The sequence below is a fragment of the Mesorhizobium tamadayense genome (genome assembly GCF_003863365.1).
GTDB lineage: Bacteria > Pseudomonadota > Alphaproteobacteria > Rhizobiales > Rhizobiaceae > Mesorhizobium > Mesorhizobium tamadayense.
On the sequence record NZ_RQXT01000054.1, the window covers coordinates 29,454 to 49,065 of the forward strand.

Consider the following 19,612-nt stretch of genomic DNA (forward strand, 5'->3'; position numbering starts at 1 on the left):
GCTCATTCGCCCTCCAGTGGACCCAGCAATCCCGCCGCCGTCACCAGGCTTTGGGCGATCTCGGCGATCTTGCGGTTCTGGTTCATGGCGGTCTTGCGCAGAAGCGCGTAGGCTGCCTCTTCGCTCAAGCCGCGCGACTTCATCAATATGCCCTTGGCGCGATCGATGACCTTGCGGTTCTCGAGCTCGCTGCGCGCCTCCTCCAACTCGCGCGCCATGCGCGAAAAGGCGTTGAAGCGGCTGATCGCCATGTCGAGGATCGGCTTGATGCGCTCCTTCTTCAGCCCGTCGACCACATAAGCGGACACACCGGCATCGACTGCCGCCTCGATCGAGGCCTGGTCGGAGCGGTCGACGAACATGGCGATCGGCCGTTTTACCGCGCGCGAAAGCTGGAACATGTTCTCCAGCATGTCACGGTTGGGATTTTGGAGATCGATGACGATGACATCAGGCTCGATCTCGGTGATGCGCCTGGCGATACCGGCCACGTCATGGACCACCGTGACGTGAATATGGCCGGCGTCCCGCAATCCGGCCTCGATGATCGAGGCGCGGATGCGGTTCTCGTCGATAACAAGGATGGTCAACGAACCGGCGGACATGCGCCTATTGTGCAGTCGGGCCGGAATTGTGCAATGCGGTAGTGTGACCGAAAGCGAACTTTGGCGCGACTGGTCGATCTTCGATATCCTCAGGCTGGGTCTGGCGGATTTTCGAAGATAGCTCCTTCGCTGGCCCAAAATGGTCAAAAACGTATCAGTTGGCGCGGCGTGGCGAGGTGGCGGAGGCCCTTGGCCGCCGTTATCGTGACCCTAGATGAGCCAAACAAATGGCCGCGGTTCGAAGGCTGAAAATACCCGACAGCCTCCGGGAGGAAGCATGGGACCCGATCTGGAAGTCATACAGATAAGGCCTGGCGAGTCATTCGCGGTGAGGTGGCACGGTTATCCGTACCATACGGTGCGCTGGCATTTTCATCCCGAATACGAGTTGCACCAGATCGTCGCGACCACCGGCCGCTATTTCGTCGGCGATTTCATCGGCGAGTTCGAGATCGGCAATCTCGTGCTCACCGGCCCGAACCTGCCGCACAACTGGATCAGCGAGGTTCCCGAGTCCGTCCCCCTGCGCTGCAGGCTGATCCAGTTCAGCGAGGAATTCATCGGCGGCGCGATCTCGACCTTTCCCGAGCTTGGCGCCATCTCCCCGCTGCTCGACCTGTCGCGGCGCGGCGTCCTGTTCGGCAAGGGGGTGAGCCAACAGGTCATGCCGTTGATGGCGGAGATCACGCATGCCTATGGCGTGCACCGGATCAGCCTGTTCATGTCGATCATGGAAGCGCTGAGCCGCGAGAGCGCGCCGCGCGTGCTGGCCAGCGAAAACTATCTGCCGGACCCGTCGGGATACATGTCGGCCGGCATGAACCAGGCGCTGGCCTATATCCGCGAGAACCTGACCCATCCGTTCAATGAAGGCGACCTTGCGGCAATCGCGGGCCAGACGCCGAGCGCGTTCTCGCGGTCGTTTCGCAAGCACACCGGCATGTCGCTGCTGCAATACATCAAGCGCCTGCGCATCAACCTCGCCTGTCAGATCCTGATGAGCGACGAGCAGGCGCAGATTTCGGACGTCTGCTTCGAGGTCGGCTTCAACAATTTGTCGAACTTCAATCGCCAGTTCCTGGCCGAGAAGGGCATGCCGCCTTCGCAGTTCAGACGACTGGTTGCGGACAATTTCGCGGCCGCACGCGCCGCATAGAAAGGAGTTTGGGAGGAGAAACAAGCCTTAAACAAGAACCAAGACGAAGCGATGGGTCGCGCAAGCGAACCAGCGACGGATGAGTATTGCCTCGTGTCATGCCATCGGGAGGAAGCCGTTAGGCTGCTGCACGAGCTCGCTGGACTTCCGATCGGGCAGCGCGGGCAGACATCCGCGGCCGGCATCGGGGTCCGTTACAACAAACAACGGGAATGGAGAAGACCTTATGTCCAGATACATGTCCAGACTGACCGCGGCCGCTTTGACCGTCTCGGGCCTCGCCTTCGGCGCGACGTTTGCCAACGCGCAGGATATCGCCGGCTCCACGGTCGCGTTCCTGATGCCCGACCAGGGCTCGACGCGTTACGAGGAGCACGACCATCCGGGTTTCGTCGCCGAAATGAAGAAACTCTGCGACAGCTGCAAGGTGCTCTACCTTAACGCCGACGCCGACGTCACCAAGCAGCAGCAGCAGTTCAATTCGGTCATCACCCAGGGCGCCAAGGTGGTCGTGCTCGATCCGGTGGATTCCGCGGCGGCGGCGTCGCTGGTGCACAACGCGCAGGCCCAGGGCGTCAAGGTCATCGCCTATGACCGTCCGATCCCCGACACCAAGGCCGATTTCTACGTGTCGTTCGACAACAAGGCCATCGGCAAGGCGATCGCCGCCTCGCTGGTGGAGCATCTCAAGGCCAAGGGCGTGTCGAGCGACGGCGATGTCGGCGTGCTGCAGATCAACGGCTCGCCAACCGACGCCGCGGCGGGCCTGATCAAGGACGGCATCCATGAAGGCCTCAAGACCGGCAGCTACAAGACGCTCGCCGAGTTCGACACGCCGAACTGGGCGCCGTCGAATGCCCAGCAATGGGCGGCGGGGCAGATCTCGCGCTTCGGCAACAAGATCGTCGGCGTGGTCGCCGCCAATGACGGCACGGGCGGCGGCGCCATTGCCGCGTTCAAGGCCGCCGGCGTCGATCCGGTGCCGCCGGTGACCGGCAACGACGCCACCATCGCGGCTCTGCAGCTTGTCATTGCCGGCGACCAGTACAACACTATCTCCAAGCCCAGTGAAATCGTTGCAGCGGCTGCGGCAAACGTCGCGGTGCAGCTTCTCAAGGGCGAGACTCCGAAAGCCGAGACGACGCTTTACGACACGCCCTCGCAGTTGTTCGTGCCGGCGGTGGTGACGCAGGAGAATCTCAAGGCCGAGATCATCGACAAGAAGATCCAGACCGCCGCGCAGCTCTGCACCGACCGCTACGCCGAAGGCTGCAAGAAGCTCGGCATCGAATAAGAAGCGATGCGGCGCAGCCGTATCGTCTTCTAGAAGCGATGTCGCCCAGGCGGCATCGTCTTCCAAGAGCGGCGCGCCACAAACCGCGTCGCCTGCGATATGCTCGGCAGGCCCATCGGGGCTGACAGCCGGGCCTGTCCGGCCGCTACCTCCTGGCGGCCGGACATACCGACCAAACGCGGAAGAGAGACAGGCCATGGCAATACCCGACGCCCCATCCACGACAAGCCGCCAGCCGGTGCTCAGCCTGCGCGGCATCTCGAAGAATTTCGGCGCGGTGTCGGCCCTGACCGATGTCGATCTCGACATCAATGCCGGCGAGATCGTGGCGCTCGTCGGCGACAACGGCGCCGGCAAGTCGACGCTGGTGAAGATACTCGCCGGCGCGCACATGCCCAGCTCCGGCTCGATCACCTTCGACGGCCAGCCGGTGACGCTGGCGAACCCTGCCGCGGCGCTGAAGCTCGGCATCGCCACCGTTTTCCAGGACCTGGCGCTCTGCGAGAACCTCGATGTCGTGGCCAACATCTTCCTCGGCCGCGAGCTCCATCCCCTTCGCCTCGACGAGGTCTCGATGGAGGTTCGCGCCTGGAAGCTGCTCAACGAATTGTCGGCGCGGATTCCCAGTGTGCGCGAGCCGGTGGCATCGCTGTCTGGCGGACAGCGCCAGACGGTCGCGATCGCCCGCTCGCTGCTCATGGAGCCTAGGGTCATCCTTCTCGACGAGCCGACCGCCGCGCTCGGTGTCGCCCAGACAGCCGAGGTGCTGAACCTTATCGAACGCGTGCGGGATCGCGGGCTCGGCGTCGTCATGATCAGCCACAACATGGAGGACGTGCGCGCCGTGGCCGACCGCATCGTGGTGCTGAGGCTCGGCCGCAACAACGGCATCTTCCTGCCCGGCGCCTCCAATCAGGAACTGGTGACCGCGATAACCGGCGCCGACGACAATGCGGTCTCGCGACGCGGCAGGCGTACGGCCGAGGCGAGGGCCGGGGGAGAACAGCCATGACCGTCTCCGACCGCAATCCCGGCGCGCTGCTCGATCGCGGCGACGAGCGGCTGAAGGATCGCAGCGGCGCGAAGGGCGCCATCCAGGGCTTTCTCGACCGCGTCCGGTCCGGCGATCTCGGCTCGCTGCCGGTGGTTGTCGGGCTGGTTTTGATCTGCACCATCTTCCAGACGCTCAACCCGGTGTTCCTGTCGCCGAACAACCTGGTGAACCTTTTGTTCGACTGCTCGACTGTCGGCATCATCTCGCTCGGCATCGTCTGCGTTCTGATGGTCGGCGAGATCGACCTGTCCGTCGGCTCCGTCAGCGGACTGGCTTCGGCGCTGCTCGGCGTGCTGTGGGTCCAGTGGGGCTGGCCGGTCGCGCTTGCCATCGTAGCTGCCATGGCGGTCGGGTTCGTGACCGGCTGCGTCTACGCGCTGCTGCTCAACAGGCTCGGCATGCCGAGCTTCGTCTCGACGCTTTCCGGGTTGCTCGCCTTCCTGGGACTGCAGCTCTACATCCTCGGCCCGACCGGTTCCATCAACCTGCCTTACGATTCCCCGATGGTGGATTTCGGCCAGTTGCTGGTCATGCCGTATTGGGTGTCGCACACGCTGGCTGTGGTGCCGGGCGTGCTCGGATTGTTCCTCGGCTATCGCAAGGCACAGCGCCGCCGGGCCGCCGGGCTGTCCTCGCGTTCTCTCGGCGGGCTTCTGCTCCAGGCCGTAGCGATGACGCTCGTGCTCGAGCTGGTGACTTATTACCTCAACCAGTCGCGCGGCGTGCCCTGGATGTTCGCGTTGTTCGTCGGCCTGGTCGTGGCCATGAACTATGCGCTGAAGCGGACCCAATGGGGCCGCTCAATGACCGCCGTCGGCGGCAACCGCGAGGCGGCGCGCCGCGCCGGCATCAACGTGCGCCTGATCTACACCAGCGCCTTCGCGCTCTGCGCCACGCTGGCGGCGACAGGCGGCCTGCTGTCGGCAGCACGCCTGGCAACCGCCAGCCAACAGGCCGGCACCGGCGACGTCAACCTCAACGCCATCGCGGCGGCCGTCATCGGCGGCACCAGCCTGTTCGGCGGCCGCGGCAGCGCCTATTCGGCGCTGCTCGGCATCATCGTCATCCAATCCATCGCAAGCGGCCTGACGCTGCTCGATCTGTCATCCTCGCTCCGGTACATGATCACCGGCTGCGTGCTGGCGATCGCGGTCATCGTCGATTCTCTCGCCCGCCGCTCGCGCGTCTCACATGGCCGCGCCTGACGGCTCATCGAAGAGGATCGCAATGTCTGAAAGTCTCTCCGGCAAGGTTGCCGCAATCACTGGTGCTGCCTCCGGCATCGGGCTGGAATGCGCCCGAGCCATGCTCGCCGCCGGCGCCAAGGTCGTCCTGGTCGACCGGGCCGAGGATCGGCTGAAGGCGCTCGTCGCCGAGCTCGGCGACAATGCTTGCGTCGTGGTCACCGACCTGCTCGACCCGGCGAGCGTCAACCGCATGATGCCCGAGATACTGGAGAAGGCCGGCACGCTGGACATCTTCCATGCCAATGCCGGCACCTATGTCGGCGGCGAGGTGGCGTCGGGCGACCCCGACCAGTGGGACCGGATGCTCAACCTCAACGTCAACGCCGTCTTCCGCACGGTCCATGCGGTGCTGCCGCACATGATCGAGAAGAAGAGCGGCGACATCATCGTCACCAGTTCCGTCGCCGGCTTCGTTCCCGTGGTCTGGGAGCCGATCTACACGGCTTCGAAATTCGCCGTGCAGGCCTTCGTCCATACGCTTCGCCGCCAGGTGCTGAAGCACGGCATCCGCGTCGGCGCCGTCGCTCCCGGTCCGGTGGTGACGGCGCTGCTGAGCGACTGGCCTAGGGCCAAGATGGAAGAAGCGCTGGCCGCCGGCAGCCTGATGGAACCGAAGGAAGTGGCCGACGCCGTGCTCTTCATGCTGACGCGGCCGCGCAACGTCACCATCCGCGACCTCGTCATCCTGCCGCAGAGCGTGGACATCTGAGCGCCTGGCCGACCGGCTTTCGCTGAAACGGAACCGCAGCCATGATGACCAAGAGCCTCGCCAGCGAGGTCTCGGGGGAGAACATCCGCGTCAACGCCGTCGCGCCCGGCGATATCGAAACGGGGCCTTTCGCGCGGCGGCATCGAAAATCCCGAATGGTTCCCGATCTGGCGCGGCGTGACGCCGATGGCGTCGGCCAGCCCGAGGAGGTTGCGGCGGCTGCACTTTTCCTGTGCTCTCCCGCCTCGAGCTACGTCACCGGCGAGGTGCTGGTCATCGATGGCGGCTATACCACGCGCTGAGACTGGGGCGCTGAGACAGGAGAACCGGCATGAAACTGAAGGACAAGGTCGCCGTCGTGACCGGCGGCGCGCAAGGGATCGGGGCGGCTATCGTGCGCGGCTTCGCCGCTGAAGGCGCCCAAGTCGTCATCGCCGACTTGGGCGTAGACAAGGCGGAAGCGCTGGCACACGAGGTGGGAAGCGGGGTTTCCGCCCTGGGGCTCGACGTGCGCGATCTCGCCTCGATCGAGGCGATGGTCGATTCGGTGACAAGGACCCATGGCGGCATCGACATCCTGATCAACAACGCCGCCGTCTTCGACATGGGGCCGCTTCTGGAGATTTCGGAAAAGAGCTTCGACCTTCAATTCTCGGTCAATGTGAAAGGGCTGCTGTTCACGCTGCAAGCGGTGGCCAAGCGCATGGTCGCGCAAGGACGCCACGGCAAGATCATCAACATGGCCTCGCAGGCGGGCCGGCGCGGCGAGGCGCTGGTCGCCGTCTACTGCGCGACCAAGGCCGCCGTGATCAGCATCACGCAATCGGCGGGCCTTGCGCTCATCAAGCACGGCATCAACGTCAACGGCATCGCGCCGGGCGTGGTCGACACGCCGATGTGGGACCAGGTCGACGCGCTGTTCGCACGCTACGAGAACCTGCCGGTCGGCGAGAAGAAGCGGCAGGTCGGGCTGGCGGTGCCGGCGGGACGCATGGGCGAACCCGACGACTACCGGGGCGCCGCCGTTTTCCTGGCGTCGAGCGATGCCGACTATGTCGTGGCGCAGACGCTCAATGTCGACGGCGGCAACTGGATGAGCTGATTGACGCTCGCAGCGCGGTCGCCCGAGAGACCGCTGGCGAGCGCTACGGCGCTGTCACCCGGATCAGTGCCAGTCGCGCGCGTGGTTGAGATGCGCGTCGGTCAGGCCGTTGCGGAAGAAGTGCTGATAGTAGCCGACATCGACGTGATGCACCTGCAGCCAGATGCCGGGCACGTGGATAGCGTCGCAGTGCGCCGGGAAGCGGCCGTGCGTCTCGAAGATGTAGGTGCAGATGTCGCGCACGCAATCGACGACGTCCTGCGTGTAGACGGCGGCCTCGCTGAGATAGCGGTGTCCGTAGTCGCCCTTATAGATTTCCGAGAACAGCTTCTCGTCTGAGTAGAGGCCGCCCTTGCCGAACTTCTCCTCGACCACTTCGGCGACGGCGTCGGCCATCGAATCGTAATAGGGCGGCGACATGCCCTTGATCAGGTGCTCGCCCTTGAAGCGCAGGCCGATCGGGTTGCTGCGCAGGTTGGAGTACTTCGGCAACGGCACGTGCCAGCGCAAGAGGTCCATGAGGCGCCACCGCGGCACCGCCACGTCGAAGCCGAGCATCGCGCCGTAGGTCTTTGAGAATTTCGGATCGCCGAGCAGGACAGGCGGGCTGATCGAACCGTGGATCCAGGCGCCAAGCCCCATGGCGTCGGCGACAAGGAAGATGTTCTGCAAGAGCAGGTCCGCCTCGATCTGCGTGCGCAGCGAGCCGATGGCGCCGAGCGGGATCTTCAGGTCCTTGTTGAGGAAGCCGTTCTTCACCCAGCGCTTGACGCCGGCCGAGCGATAGAAGTTGCGGTCGTCGACGATGTCAGGCCGCGCCCCGTCAGGCTGGGTGAGCAGGTACATCATGCCGTTGATGTATTGGCGCGAGAGATCGACCACCGGCAGCAGGATGGTCGTGCCCGGCAGGTTCGACAGGAAGCGGTTGGAATCGAGATAGGCGGGAAAGTCGCGCTGGCCTTCGGCGACATCGAGCCGCCTGTCGAGAATGCGCAGCTTTGCCTCGCGCGCCCTTTCGATCAGCCGCTCGGGCGTGAAGGCCGTGTTGCCGTCGGCCGGCGGCGGCAGCTTGCGCAGGAAATAGGTGCCGCTGTCGTTGATCAGGAAGAAGTGCGTGCCTTGCGCGTTGTCGGGGCTGCCCGCGGTGCGACCGGCCATGATGAGATTGGGCTTGGCCATGACCGGCTTCTTCGTCGCCGGATCCTCGAAGGGCCGGTCGGGCATGGTGAGGCCGGTGCAGCCGGTCACGGCGATCAGCACCGCTTCCTCGAGTTCCGACAGCGGCTCGCGCGGCTGGTCGGACACATAACTCATGCTGCCGGCGAGCACCGAGCTGCCCTGGCTGACGCGGTGCGTGCGGCGGCGGAAGATCGTCTCGACCAGCGGCCGCTTCAAAAGCATGTCGAGCCCCGAGGTGAAGCTGCCATTCGCGGCAGGGGTCGGCTTGAGCGGCGCCGTCATGGCTTTGCTCCGCCCATCGCCGGATCGGTGCTGGCCGGCACGATCGGCCGCCACGGCGCGAAGGCGCTCTGCGTCCTCGGCAGCACCGAGGCGAGGTCGGGGCAGTGGCGCAGGATCAGGCTGGTCATGCCGTTGTTGGCGATCCAGTCGATGCCGAAGGGCGAATAGATCTCCGGCCGGTAGTCGACGGTGAGGAAGCGGTCGCTCTGGAGCCGCCGCGACGCCATCAGGATGAAGATGCGGAAGGCGGTGTCGCTGAAGCCGAAGCCTGCCGGCGCCGGCTCGGAGAGCAGGCCGACCACGGTATCGATCTTGTCGACGTCGCCATAGATCTGCTTGAGCAGCCGCGCGTCCTCGGGGCTTGCCGTGACCTCCTCGAAGCTCCTGATGCGTGGCCGGTGCAGGCCGGCGCGAAAATCATTGTAGCGCGGCACGCCACGCCGCCTCGTGCGCACGATGTCGACGACCGAGAGGTCGATGATCTCATTGTCGCGTTCGAGCTTGAGCAGCGATTTCGGGAAGTTGTGCAGCGCGATCGCGCCGGGATGGGCGACGCCGAAGGAGTAGAGCGTGTTGCGCAGGCCGAAGGAGCGCATGATGTCGTCGGCGTTGGCGCCCTGTATGTCGAGGAAGCCCTTCTCGGCGATCTTTTCGCCTGAACGGTGGTGGTAGAAGCAATAGTCGTCCGGCAAGAGCGGATGCATGCGGTAGACGGTGGTGAAATCCTCGGTCAGCGAATAGGGCGCGGTGTGGTGGTCCGGCATCGTCTTCGGGATGCCGGTCGATGCATGCTCGTCGAGCAGCCACAGACCGAATTTGGTCACCCAGTCACTGGCCGGCGGGCCGTTCCAGTTGCTGGACAAGCCGACCTCGATCGCCCTGGTGGCGAGGACCGCCGGCGTCCACTCCACGGTATGGATCTTGGCAATGAGCGCCGACACGATCAGCCGCGCCGTCTGATAGATGCGCTCGTCGTCCCAATTCTTGTAGCGCGACCGCAATTCGTCGCAGAGCAGGTTGTGCTCGCGCGCGAACAGCGTGTGCATGGCGCTGAGGCCGAGCCACCAGCTCTCGTTGAAGCCGGTGACCTCGAAGCCTTTGATGTCGAGCGGCAGGTGGTTGTCGACCAGCCTGATCTTGGCGCCTTCGCGCAGCATCATCGCCTTGGCGCTGCTCGGACCATAGACCTCCGAACCGTCCCACCAATGCGAGGCGGCGTTACTGAAATAGACCGGCGGCCAGCCGGGGCCGCGGTCCAGTTCCTGGTTGCCGGCAATGCGCATGACCTGCTCCGGCTTGCCGCCGACCGAATTCGTCCACTTCATGCCGGGAGGAAGCGGCACCACGATGTCGTTGGTGCCGAGGGGATTGCGGGCATGGTTCACCCAGTCGTGCACCTGGAACTGGATCCAGGCCGCGGCAAGGATGTTGAGCGAGCGTGCCGGGATGAAGGTCTCGCGATGCAGCAGCTTCTCGGCGACGACGACCGGGTTAGGCGTGTCGAACAGGTCGGGCGCGTAGGCCGGTTTCAGGTTGCGGCCGAAGGTGGCGCCGACCGCGCCCATCTTCGGCGCCGACAGGTCATTGTAGGTGCCGTCATAGGTGCGCGTCTGCCGAACCTGCTCGGCGATCGGCGGTTGCGGCTCCGGCCGCGCCTCGGGCGGCGCCTCGACCGCTTCCGTACCAATCAGGTTCTTCTGCCTCAGCACGTAGCGGAAGGCGTCGAGATTGAGCAGGCTGAGGCGAAGCGGCAGCTTGTGCCATTCGACGAAGCGATTGATGGCGACGAAGGACTGGCGCGCGATGGCGCCAAGTACCCGGTTGCGCAGCGGCGCTTCCGTGCGCCAGCGATAGGCGAGGCGATGCGCGGCGCTCGCGTCATAGACGACCTTGCGCGCCCGGTTGAGATTGCCGAGCGGACGGAATTCGTCCGTCGTGTTCCACGGGTTGAAGGCGAGCTCGTCGATGATCCTCGAGTTGGTGAAGGCTTCGGCGGTGCCGGCCGAAGGCTGGGTGATGGTGAGCTCCGCCACCTTCACCGGCGGCGAGACGGTTTCGCTCCACTCGACCGCGGTATCCTCGATCGGCGTCGAGCGCTCGTCGATGAAGGGCTGGACGCAAAGCTCGAAACGGACGTCGCCCGCCGCGAGCCGTGCGGCGAACTCGTTCGACAGATAGCTCGCATCCGTGTCCGACGGGTCGGGCGCGGGGGCTGCACTCGGCACCGGCCGCAGCAGATAGCGCACCGCTGTTGTCTCGCCCCAGCGTATGGCGCCGCGGCTCCAGAAGGTTTCCAGCGCGACGCTGCGCACCTTGCGATTGCGCCCCGCGGAGACGTTCCTCAGCATGCGGATCACTTCAACCGGACCGAAGCGGAAGGCGAGGCCGACAAGGCCGATTATCTTGCCGATCGTGCCGCCGGCGGTCGCCTTGGCGAAGGCGATGAACTGCCTGGCATCGCGGGCATGCGAAACGGGGAAGTTGGTGGCGAGCAGATCGTGCTGCTCCTTGTCCGAAACCTTGATGCGCAGCGCAGCGCCGCGCAGGTCGGGCTTGTAGTCGGCCTGGCCCGAGCCGCTCGCGTTGGAAAAGCGCACGATCGCCGGATAGGATTTTCCCGGCTGGGCGAAGCCGGCGCGAAAGTCGGCCGGGAGGTCGTCATTGAAGCGCAGCGTCGCGTCGATCGAGGCGAAGATCGGCTTGGCATGGAAGGCGCGCTGGATGCCTGCCGCCTTGCAGCGCTGCCTGGTCCTGAGCTGGACATGCATCATGTCCTGCGCCAGCTTCTCGAACAGCCGGCGCTCATCCTCCGCGGAGCCCTGCGGTACCTCGCGCCAAATCGCTGTTGCCTGCCTGCCTGCTTGCATCAACACGATGTGCCTCCTCGTCAGTCCGGGCGGATACGCTCCGCGATCATTTCGGCGACGCCCGCGACCACACCCTCGGGCGAGGCGCTGTAATGCGGCAGCGCCAGCCGCGTGATGTGGGCGTCGATGATCGCGGGCTTGCCGAGCGCCAGCGCTTCTTCGAGCGCGGCTTCGAATTCTTCCAGCGTCTCGACGCGATAGCCTTTCGCGCCGCAGGCCTCGGCGTAGGCGACGTAGTCGGGATTGTTGAAATCGACCAGCCCGTACTCGTGATAGGATTGCAGCTGGTAGAGCTTGATCAGCTGGAACTCGGCGTTGTTGAAGACGATCCAGATCACAGGAATGTCGTACTGGACGGCGGTGAGCAGCTCGAAGCCCGAGAGCAAATAGCAGCCGTCGCCGCAGCCGACGATAACAGTCCGCTCGGGATGGGCGAGCTTGACGCCGAGCGCGCCGTTGACGTTGCCCGCCATCGGGCCGAAGCCGCCGGGCTTGCGGAAATTCTGGCCCGGCGCGATCTGCAGATAGTAGCCGAGCCAGGCGAGATGCGCCCCGGCGTCGGCAAGCACGACGGCATTGTCGGGCAGCCGTTTCGACAGCGCCTGCGCCATCTGGCCGGGATGGATCTTGCCGGTGAGGTGAAGGATGTGCTCGTCGCTGTAGTCGACCGCCTCTCGCGCAACCGGCTCGCCCGGCTCAAGCATGTCCGACATCTTGTTGAGCAGGGCGCCAACCGCCAGTTTCGCATCGGCGACGATGGCGCCGTCGGCCTTATAGACCTTGTCGATCTCGCCGATGTCGATGTTGATGTGAAGGAGCTTGCGGTCGGCGAACAGGTCGTCGCGGAAGCCGAAGGTCGCATGCTGGGCAAAGGAATTGCCGACGGCGAGGACGAGGTCGGCATCGAGGAAGGCTCGCCAGGCGGCGCTATGGCCGCTGTCGCAGAAGACGCCGACGCACCGCGGATGGCGCTCGGTAATGATGCCTTTGCCGTCGAGCGTGGTTGCGAAGGGTATCTGATAGCGCTCGACGAGCTGCTTCAGCTCGTGGCCGGCGCCGCTCTTCACCGCGCCGAAGCCGATCAGCGCCAGCACCTTCTTGCCCTTCTCCAGCGCCTCCACAAGTGTTTCGGCGACGTCCCGCACTCGCGCCGGGTCCGGCAGGACAGGCTTCACCCGAAGATCGATCGGACGGAAATTGTCGACCGAGACATCATGATCGGTAAGGTCTTCCGGCACGTGGATGTGGACGGGACCCGGCCTGCCTTCGAAGGCTGTGTTGACGGCTTCTTCCAGCACATCGCAGGTTTTCGAGGCATCGATGAGCAGGAAGGATTTCTTCGTCGTCGCGGCAAACATCGCCTGCGAGTCCGGCGTGCGGCTCACGCCCGACGTCTCGTTCAGCGCGCCCTTGCCGGTCCACCGGCGCGAGGCGAAGCCGGAGATGGCAAGCACCGGATAGGAATCCGACATCGCGACCGCGAGGCCGGAGAACAGGTTGAAGGCGCCGGGGCCGGCGGTGGCGAAGCAGACGCCGAGGCGGCCCGAGAACATGGCGTAGCTGCAGGCCATGAAGGATGCCGCCTGCTCATGCCGGGTGATCACCGGCCGTATCGCCTTGGAATGCTTCAGCGCCAGCATCAGTCCGGCGGCATTCTCGCCCGCGCCGCCGAATGCGGCGCCGACGCCGATCCCTTCCAGTCCTTTGACGATTGCCTCGTAGATCCTCATCGGCAACGCACCATTGCCCTCGCGACCCAGCAGTCGAAGCGGCCTCGATGCCGGCCAGCCGGTGTGGGCAAAGTATTTTAAATTGAAATCAAACAGTCTTCGGCAATTTGTCCTGTGATCCGGGCGCTGACTGTGAAGCGGCTAACATTCGTGGAAAATGGAGGCGAAGCTCAAGGCAAAGAAGCCAAGTATTTGCGACGCGCGTTGGCAAATCGGGACCTTGCCGGCGCGCATTCCGCTACCGGCAAGGGTCGATTGAGAGGAACGATCTCGCGGCTGGCGCATTTTGCTTCCCATCAGCAGTTTGAGGGAATCCATGCGCATTGCCCATGTCGCGCCGCTCTACGAATCCGTCCCCCCGAGATTTTATGGCGGCACCGAGCGGATCGTTTTCTATCTCACCGAAGCGCTGGTGGATCTGGGGCACGATGTAACGCTGTTCGCGAGCGGTGACAGCGAGACCTCCGCACGGCTGGTGCCCGGCCGCGACCAGGCGATCCGTCTCGATCCGCGGCCGAAGAAGTCCGAGATCGCGGCGCATCTGGCGATGCTCTGCGATGTGCGCGAACGGGCCGGCGAGTTCGACGTCATCCACTTCCATCTCAGCCATTTCGTGCATTTTCCGTTCTTCGAGCACATTGCAGGACGAACGGTGACGACGCCGCATGGCAGGCTCGACTATGTCGACCTGGCGCCGGCCTACACGCGCTTCCCGCGCTTTCCGATGATCTCCATCTCGCACAGCCAGAAGCGGGGATTGCCCGATGCCAACTGGCTGGCGACGATCCACCACGGGATTCCGGTCGACGCCTATCCGCCGGCCTATGAGAAGCCCGCCGCAGAACCTTATCTGGCCTTCCTCGGGCGCCTTTCGCGCGACAAGCGGCCCGACCGCGCGATCGAGATCGCGCGTCGGTCCGGATTGAAGCTGAAGCTGGCGGCCAAGATCGGCGATGACGACCGCGCCTATTTTCACGACAACATCGAAGCCCTGATCGACGGCGACCGCGTCGACTATGTCGGCGAGATCGCGGAAGACGAGAAGGCGGAGTTCCTCGGCAACGCCGCTGGGCTGTTGTTCCCCATAGACTGGCCGGAGCCGTTCGGCCTTGCCCCGATCGAGGCCATGGCCTGCGGCACACCGGTGATCGCCTGGAATTGCGGCGCCTTGCCTGAGATCATCGACCCGGACTTGACAGGTTTCGTGATAGACTCAGTAGAAGAAGCCGTCGCTGCGGTGCCCGCCCTTCTCCAGCTCGACCGGCGGCAGGTGAGGGCGGTCTTCGAAAAGCGGTTTTCAGCCACCAGGATGGCGCGCGACTATCTCGCCGCCTATATGCGCCTGATCAGCGCCCCGGAGGCGAAGGCCTCCTGATCTTCATTGCCTTTGGGGGCATCGCTTTCGAGGCGACAAACGAAGAGGTGACGAATGACGGAGCTCGACGAGCGCAAGCTCGATCCCGCCGCGGCTCTTGCCTTGCTCGACGAAATGGCGCCGCGGGAACCGCACCGCCTGTTCGCTCTCAAACAGGGCGACTGTTTTGCCGTCACTGACGCCTACGGCGACATCAGGGGCGCGGGCGACGGTTTCTTCCGTGACGATACGCGCGTTCTGTCCGAATTCCGCCTGACCGTCGGCGGCCGGCAGATGTCGCTGCTCGGCGCATCGCTCAGCCAGGACAATGTGCTGTTCACCAGCAACCTGACCAATCTGCCGATCCAGAGCGCCGCCGGCCGCGATATTCCGCAAGGCGCCATACACATAGAACGCGTCAGGCTGATCTGGCAGGACAGGCTGTTCGAGCGCATCACGCTTTCCAATTACAGCCGCGAGCATTCGACCATCACAATCTCGCTGCATTTCGCCGCCGACTTCCGCGACATGTTCGAGGTGCGCGGCTCGACGCGTCCGAAGCGTGGAACGGTGCATGTCGCCAAGACCGACAAGGCCTCGGTGCTGCTTGGCTATGACGGGCTGGACGGTCTGCCGCGCCTATCGGCGATCTCGTTCTCACTGGCGCCCGACCGGTTGAGCGACAATCGCGCCGACTTCCTGATCGCAGTGACCAAGCGCAGCAGCAGGGTGCTTTACGTCGAGGTCGGCCCCGGAGCAGAGGAGACGCCTAGCCGCGACCGCTTCCGTGCAGCAGCGGCCCGCGCGCGTTTCGGCATGCGCGCCAAGCGTCGTCACGGCGCCACGGTGTGGAGTTCCGGCCGCGTCTTCAACGACTGGGTCGAGCGCGCTCGCGCCGACGTGGCTCTGCTCACCACCGAACTTCCTACCGGGCCTTATCCCTATGCCGGCATCCCGTGGTTCTCGACCGCCTTCGGCCGCGACGGCGTGATCTCCGGACTGCAGATGCTTTGGCTCAATCCCGGGCTTGCGCGCGGCGTGCTGGCATTCCTCGCCGAGCATCAGGCGACGGAAACATTGCCTTTCAGCGATTCTCAGCCGGGCAAGATCATGCACGAGACGCGTAAGGGTGAGATGACGGCGCTGCGCGAGCTTCCTTTCGGCCGCTACTATGGCGGCGTCGACACCACGCCTCTCTACATCCATCTCGCCTGCGCCTATGCGGACCGCACCGGCGACATGGCTTTCATCGACAAGCTCTGGCCATCGCTCAAGGCGGCTGCCGAATGGACGGAAGAGGCCAGCCGGGAGACAGGCTTCGTCACCTACCAGCGCGCGGCCGAGTCCGGTCTGGCCAACCAGGGCTGGAAGGACAGTTTCGATTCGGTCTTCCACGCCGACGGGCGCATGCCCAAAGGGCCGATCGCCCTGGTCGAGGTGCAGGGCTATGTCTTTGCCGCCTACCGGGGTCTTGCCGCTCTCGCCCGTCGTCGCGGCGAGTTCGCCGACGCAGAGCACTGGGAAAACCGCGCCGAGGAAATGCGGGTCGCCGTCGAGCGTGACTTCTGGATGGACGATCTCAACTTCTACGCCCTTGCCATCGACGGCGACGGCGAGCCCTGCAAGGTGCGAACCTCCAATGTCGGGCATCTCCTCTATGTCGGGCTGCCGCAGCCGGAGCGGGTGAAGATGGTCGCTGACCAGCTGCTTTCGGCCTCTTTCCATTCCGGCTGGGGGCTGAGGACGCTCGCCGACGACGAAGTGTTCTTCAACCCGATGTCCTACCACAACGGCTCGATCTGGCCGCATGACACCGCGATCTGCGGCGTTGGCCTGGCGCGCTATGGCGAACGCGACGGCGTGGTGCGGCTGATGAGCGGCACTTTCGAGTCCGCCGTGCATTTCAACATGCGGTTGCCGGAATTGTTCTGCGGCTTCATCCGCGCGCCCGGCGAAGCGCCGATCGCTTATCCGGTCGCCTGCCTGCCGCAAGCATGGTCGGCCGGCTCCGCCTTCATGCTGATGCAGGCCTGCCTCGGCCTGGAAGTCGACGGCTGGGAAGGCGAATTGCGCGTCACGCGCCCAAGGCTGCCGATCGGCATCGATATGCTCACGATCCGGCATCTGACGGTCGGCGACAAGTCCGTGGATCTCACCTTCCAGCGCGTCGGCGACCGTGTCGTCGCCTTTCTCGCCGACCGGTACGAAGGCCTGGTCCCGCTGATCGTGCGGACCTAGAAGAGATTTCTGCAAGTACGCGTTCAACAATCAAAAAATGTCGGAACCGACGACCGCTTTGTGCGTTGCCAACCCATACCGGCCTGCCGGTCCGCAGCCGGAATACCCAAAAAACAAAATAGCGGACAGCCGGAGGCAACCTGACACTTCAATGACACAGTATGGCGCCGAATTTTTATGGGTCCTCATCCTCGCGAGCCTCGGACTTTCCGCTTTAGCGATCTTCATCTCAGTATCCCGCCATCGTCGTTACCATTCGAGGGCGGCGAGCATGCCCAACTCAAGCGATGACGTCGCTTCGGAAGCCGCGCGCAAGGTGTTGCGCGAATTCGAGAAGAACGGGCAGTCCGTCGACGCCGCCCTGGTCACGTGGTCGCCGGAGACGCTGCGCAAGATCCTCGCAGAGGACCTGCCGGATGCGCAGGTGATCGTCGTCTCCAACCGCGAGCCTTACATCCACAATGAAAAGAACGGCGAGGTCGAACTGGTCGTGCCGGCGAGCGGACTGGTCTCGGCGCTCGAGCCGATCACGCGCGTCTGCGCCGGCACATGGATTGCCTATGGCGGCGGCAGCGCCGACCGCGTGGTGGTCGACGGCGACGACCGGGTGCAGGTGCCGCCCGGCAATCCGTCCTATACGCTGCGCCGGGTCTGGCTGACCGATGAGCAATATCAGGGCTACTATCTGGGTTTCGCCAATGAAGGCTTATGGCCGCTTTGCCATATCGCCTTCACCCGTCCGACCTTCCGCGATTCCGACTGGGAGGCTTACGAGGCCGTCAACCGCAAGTTTGCCGATACTGTGGTCGCCGAGGCGCGCAACGAGCGGCCGATCGTGCTGGTCCAGGATTATCACTTCGCGCTTCTGCCGCGCATGATCCGCGAGCGCCTGCCGGAGGCGATCATCATCACCTTCTGGCACATTCCGTGGCCGAACTCGGAGGTGTTCAGCATCTGCCCGTGGCGCGAACGCATCCTCGACGGACTGCTCGGCAGCTCGATCATCGGCTTCCACACCCAGTTCCACGCCAACAACTTCACCGAGAGCGTCGATCGCTTCATGGAGAGCCGGATCGAGCGCGCGGATGCCGCCGTGTCCTATGGCGGCCAGACGACGCTGGTGCATGCCTATCCGATCTCGATCGAATGGCCCGTCGAGCTCCTGAAGACCTTGCCATCGGTCGCGGAATCCCAGGCACGCGTCCGCGAGCGGTTCGGCATTCTGGCGGACGCCAAGCTCTGCGTCGGCGTCGAACGCCTCGACTACACCAAAGGCATCCTCGATCGTTTCCACGCGCTGGAGGAGCTGTTCATCCGCCACCCTGAAACGATCGGGCAGGTGGTGTTCCTGCAGATCGCCGCGCCCAGCCGAGGCACGCTGCCTGCCTATAAGCACCTGCATGAGGAATGCCTACGCTTCGCCGAGGAGCTCAATGAGCGCTACGGCAGCGAGACTTACCGCCCCGTCGTCCTGGTGGCCGAGCATCACTCCCAGAAGAACGTCTACGAGATCTATCGCGCGGCCGACATCTGCCTGGTCACCAGCCTGCATGACGGCATGAACCTGGTCGCCAAGGAGTTCGTCGCCTCGCGCGACGACGAGCAGGGCGTGCTCCTGCTCAGCACATTCGCCGGCGCCGCGCGCGAGCTGCTGGAGGCGCTGATCGTCAATCCTTACGACGCGGCTATGATGAGCGAAACCATGCTGCAGGCGCTCACCATGGGGCCGGACGAACAGCGCGAGCGCATGCGGCGCATGCGCGAGATTGTGCGCGACAACAATGTCTATCGCTGGGCCGGCAGCATGCTGCTCGACGCGGCGCGGTTGAGGAAGCGCGGCGAGCTCGACCGGGTCACGGCCCTATCCGACCGGCAGGTGAGCCTCAATGGCGACAATGTCGTCCCCATGTTCGAACGCAGACAGGCAGCCGGTTACCGATGAATACCCAGACAGACCTGACGCCACGCCTTCCCGAAGGCCGATGGGCGCTGTTCCTCGACATTGACGGCACGCTGCTGGAGCACGCAGCGCACCCGGACAGCGTGTCGGTCAGCGAGGAACTGCTGTTTCTGCTGCAGACGATCGAACGCCGTCTGGATGGAGCGCTGGCCTTCATCACCGGCCGATCGATCGCCGACGTCGACCGGCTTTTCGAGCCACTGAAATTGCGCATTGCCGGCCTCTACGGGCTGGAGCACAGGCTCACGCCGGACGGGCAAATCGAGGCCGCTGACGCGCCGGCCGATATGGCTGCGCTTGCCGACGAGATCGAGCTGGAGCTCGCAAGCAAGGCTGTCTATGTCGAGCGCAAGGGCCCGGTGCTCGCCATCCACACGCGGGCGGCGCCGCATTTGCTGGCCCGCGCGACGGAACTGGTCGAGGCGGCACTCGCCCGCCTGCCCGAAGGATACCGCGTGATCGCCGGCAACGCCGGCGTCGAGCTGATGCCGCTGGAGGCTGCCAAGGGCGCGGCGATCCGGCGCTTCATGCAGTTCGATCCCTTCACCGGCCGCCGCGCGGTATTCCTCGGCGACGACACCTCGGATGAGAACGGCTTCGACACCGTCAATGCCGCGGGCGGGATATCTATCCGCGTGAAGCCGCAGGGCGAGACCGCGGCGCATTTCGCAATCGCAGACGTCGCCGGCGCAATTGCCTGGCTCAAAGCGAATTTCGGCAACGCTGCTGAACAAGCGACCAGCGACAGTCTCGTTGCTTAGAGCAATTCAAGGTGCGCGAAAACGGCCCCGCCAAGGAGACCGTTTTACACAAGGCTGCACCGACCGGCTACTTG

General features: G+C 64.6%; 15 protein-coding genes. 11 read left to right on the forward strand and 4 right to left on the reverse strand.

What is annotated here, in order from left to right:
• Window positions 1–2: 2 nt before the first annotated feature.
• Window positions 3–605 carry an ANTAR domain-containing response regulator gene (locus tag EH240_RS30295; protein WP_125005469.1) on the reverse strand — a complete coding sequence of 201 codons (603 nt, stop codon included), beginning with the start codon at window positions 603–605 and terminating at the stop codon, window positions 3–5.
• 277 nt (window positions 606–882) lie between these two features.
• Here EH240_RS30295 and EH240_RS30300 point away from each other — a divergent pair, with 277 nt between their 5' ends.
• The 7 genes from EH240_RS30300 to EH240_RS30330 all read left to right on the forward strand — a co-directional run bounded on the left by EH240_RS30300 (window position 883) and on the right by EH240_RS30330 (window position 7,167).
• The gene (locus EH240_RS30300) at window positions 883–1,761 is read left to right on the forward strand and encodes an AraC family transcriptional regulator (protein WP_125005471.1); all 879 of its coding nucleotides are present in this window, start codon (window positions 883–885) and stop codon (window positions 1,759–1,761) included.
• Window positions 1,762–1,987: 226 nt separating this feature from the next.
• Window positions 1,988–3,055, forward strand: a complete 1,068-nt coding sequence (locus EH240_RS30305) for an ABC transporter substrate-binding protein (RefSeq protein WP_125005473.1) — start codon at window positions 1,988–1,990, stop codon at window positions 3,053–3,055.
• A 196-nt stretch (window positions 3,056–3,251) separates the two neighbouring features.
• Entirely contained in the window at window positions 3,252–4,067 is an 816-nt protein-coding gene (locus EH240_RS30310; RefSeq protein ID WP_125005475.1) for an ATP-binding cassette domain-containing protein, read from the forward strand.
• Window positions 4,064–5,314 (forward strand): sugar ABC transporter permease, encoded by a 1,251-nt coding sequence (locus tag EH240_RS30315; RefSeq protein ID WP_125005477.1) that lies wholly within the window; start codon window positions 4,064–4,066, stop codon window positions 5,312–5,314. The genes EH240_RS30310 and EH240_RS30315 overlap by 4 nt, the downstream gene beginning before the upstream one ends.
• A gap of 22 nt (window positions 5,315–5,336) precedes the next feature.
• Window positions 5,337–6,065: an SDR family oxidoreductase gene (locus EH240_RS30320; protein WP_125005479.1), complete on the forward strand. Its 729-nt coding sequence runs from the start codon at window positions 5,337–5,339 to the stop codon at window positions 6,063–6,065.
• 41 nt (window positions 6,066–6,106) lie between these two features.
• Window positions 6,107–6,367 (forward strand): SDR family oxidoreductase, encoded by a 261-nt coding sequence (locus EH240_RS30325; protein WP_125005481.1) that lies wholly within the window; start codon window positions 6,107–6,109, stop codon window positions 6,365–6,367.
• Window positions 6,368–6,396: 29 nt separating this feature from the next.
• Entirely contained in the window at window positions 6,397–7,167 is a 771-nt protein-coding gene (locus tag EH240_RS30330; protein ID WP_125005483.1) for an L-iditol 2-dehydrogenase, read from the forward strand.
• Between the two features lie 63 nt (window positions 7,168–7,230).
• Here EH240_RS30330 and EH240_RS30335 read toward each other — a convergent pair whose 3' ends face one another.
• The 3 genes from EH240_RS30335 to EH240_RS30345 are packed head-to-tail and all read right to left on the reverse strand — an operon-like array spanning window position 7,231 to window position 13,225.
• Window positions 7,231–8,628, reverse strand: coding sequence for a hypothetical protein (locus tag EH240_RS30335; protein WP_125005485.1), 1,398 nt, complete (start codon window positions 8,626–8,628; stop codon window positions 7,231–7,233).
• Entirely contained in the window at window positions 8,625–11,495 is a 2,871-nt protein-coding gene (locus EH240_RS30340) for a peroxidase family protein (protein WP_125005502.1), read from the reverse strand. Before EH240_RS30340 ends, EH240_RS30335 begins: the two co-directional genes overlap by 4 nt.
• 20 nt (window positions 11,496–11,515) lie before the next feature.
• Complete coding sequence (locus EH240_RS30345; protein ID WP_125005487.1) at window positions 11,516–13,225, reverse strand: thiamine pyrophosphate-binding protein; 1,710 nt, start codon at window positions 13,223–13,225, stop codon at window positions 11,516–11,518.
• A 316-nt stretch (window positions 13,226–13,541) separates the two neighbouring features.
• On the opposite strand from EH240_RS30345, the gene EH240_RS30350 reads away from it, so the two are divergent.
• From EH240_RS30350 to otsB, 4 genes are all read left to right on the forward strand, one after another.
• Window positions 13,542–14,600 (forward strand): glycosyltransferase family 4 protein, encoded by a 1,059-nt coding sequence (locus EH240_RS30350; protein ID WP_125005490.1) that lies wholly within the window; start codon window positions 13,542–13,544, stop codon window positions 14,598–14,600.
• Window positions 14,601–14,654: 54 nt separating this feature from the next.
• A complete protein-coding gene (locus tag EH240_RS30355) occupies window positions 14,655–16,817 on the forward strand; it encodes an amylo-alpha-1,6-glucosidase (RefSeq protein WP_125005492.1) in 2,163 nt (720 codons plus the stop codon).
• A 151-nt stretch (window positions 16,818–16,968) separates the two neighbouring features.
• Window positions 16,969–18,759: an alpha,alpha-trehalose-phosphate synthase (UDP-forming) gene (locus EH240_RS30360; RefSeq protein WP_125005494.1), complete on the forward strand. Its 1,791-nt coding sequence runs from the start codon at window positions 16,969–16,971 to the stop codon at window positions 18,757–18,759.
• Entirely contained in the window at window positions 18,756–19,538 is a 783-nt protein-coding gene (otsB, locus tag EH240_RS30365; protein ID WP_125005496.1) for a trehalose-phosphatase, read from the forward strand. Before EH240_RS30360 ends, otsB begins: the two co-directional genes overlap by 4 nt.
• The last annotated feature ends 74 nt before the right edge of the window (window positions 19,539–19,612 follow it).

Coding starts and splice junctions, on each gene's coding strand:
- EH240_RS30295 (WP_125005469.1), bottom strand. CDS start 605: ATGTCCGCCGGTTCGTTGACCATCCTTGTTATCGACGAGAACCGCATC.
- EH240_RS30300 (WP_125005471.1), top strand. CDS start 883: ATGGGACCCGATCTGGAAGTCATACAGATAAGGCCTGGCGAGTCATTC.
- EH240_RS30305 (WP_125005473.1), top strand. CDS start 1,988: ATGTCCAGATACATGTCCAGACTGACCGCGGCCGCTTTGACCGTCTCG.
- EH240_RS30310 (WP_125005475.1), top strand. CDS start 3,252: ATGGCAATACCCGACGCCCCATCCACGACAAGCCGCCAGCCGGTGCTC.
- EH240_RS30315 (WP_125005477.1), top strand. CDS start 4,064: ATGACCGTCTCCGACCGCAATCCCGGCGCGCTGCTCGATCGCGGCGAC.
- EH240_RS30320 (WP_125005479.1), top strand. CDS start 5,337: ATGTCTGAAAGTCTCTCCGGCAAGGTTGCCGCAATCACTGGTGCTGCC.
- EH240_RS30325 (WP_125005481.1), top strand. CDS start 6,107: ATGATGACCAAGAGCCTCGCCAGCGAGGTCTCGGGGGAGAACATCCGC.
- EH240_RS30330 (WP_125005483.1), top strand. CDS start 6,397: ATGAAACTGAAGGACAAGGTCGCCGTCGTGACCGGCGGCGCGCAAGGG.
- EH240_RS30335 (WP_125005485.1), bottom strand. CDS start 8,628: ATGACGGCGCCGCTCAAGCCGACCCCTGCCGCGAATGGCAGCTTCACC.
- EH240_RS30340 (WP_125005502.1), bottom strand. CDS start 11,495: ATGCAAGCAGGCAGGCAGGCAACAGCGATTTGGCGCGAGGTACCGCAG.
- EH240_RS30345 (WP_125005487.1), bottom strand. CDS start 13,225: ATGAGGATCTACGAGGCAATCGTCAAAGGACTGGAAGGGATCGGCGTC.
- EH240_RS30350 (WP_125005490.1), top strand. CDS start 13,542: ATGCGCATTGCCCATGTCGCGCCGCTCTACGAATCCGTCCCCCCGAGA.
- EH240_RS30355 (WP_125005492.1), top strand. CDS start 14,655: ATGACGGAGCTCGACGAGCGCAAGCTCGATCCCGCCGCGGCTCTTGCC.
- EH240_RS30360 (WP_125005494.1), top strand. CDS start 16,969: ATGACACAGTATGGCGCCGAATTTTTATGGGTCCTCATCCTCGCGAGC.
- otsB (WP_125005496.1), top strand. CDS start 18,756: ATGAATACCCAGACAGACCTGACGCCACGCCTTCCCGAAGGCCGATGG.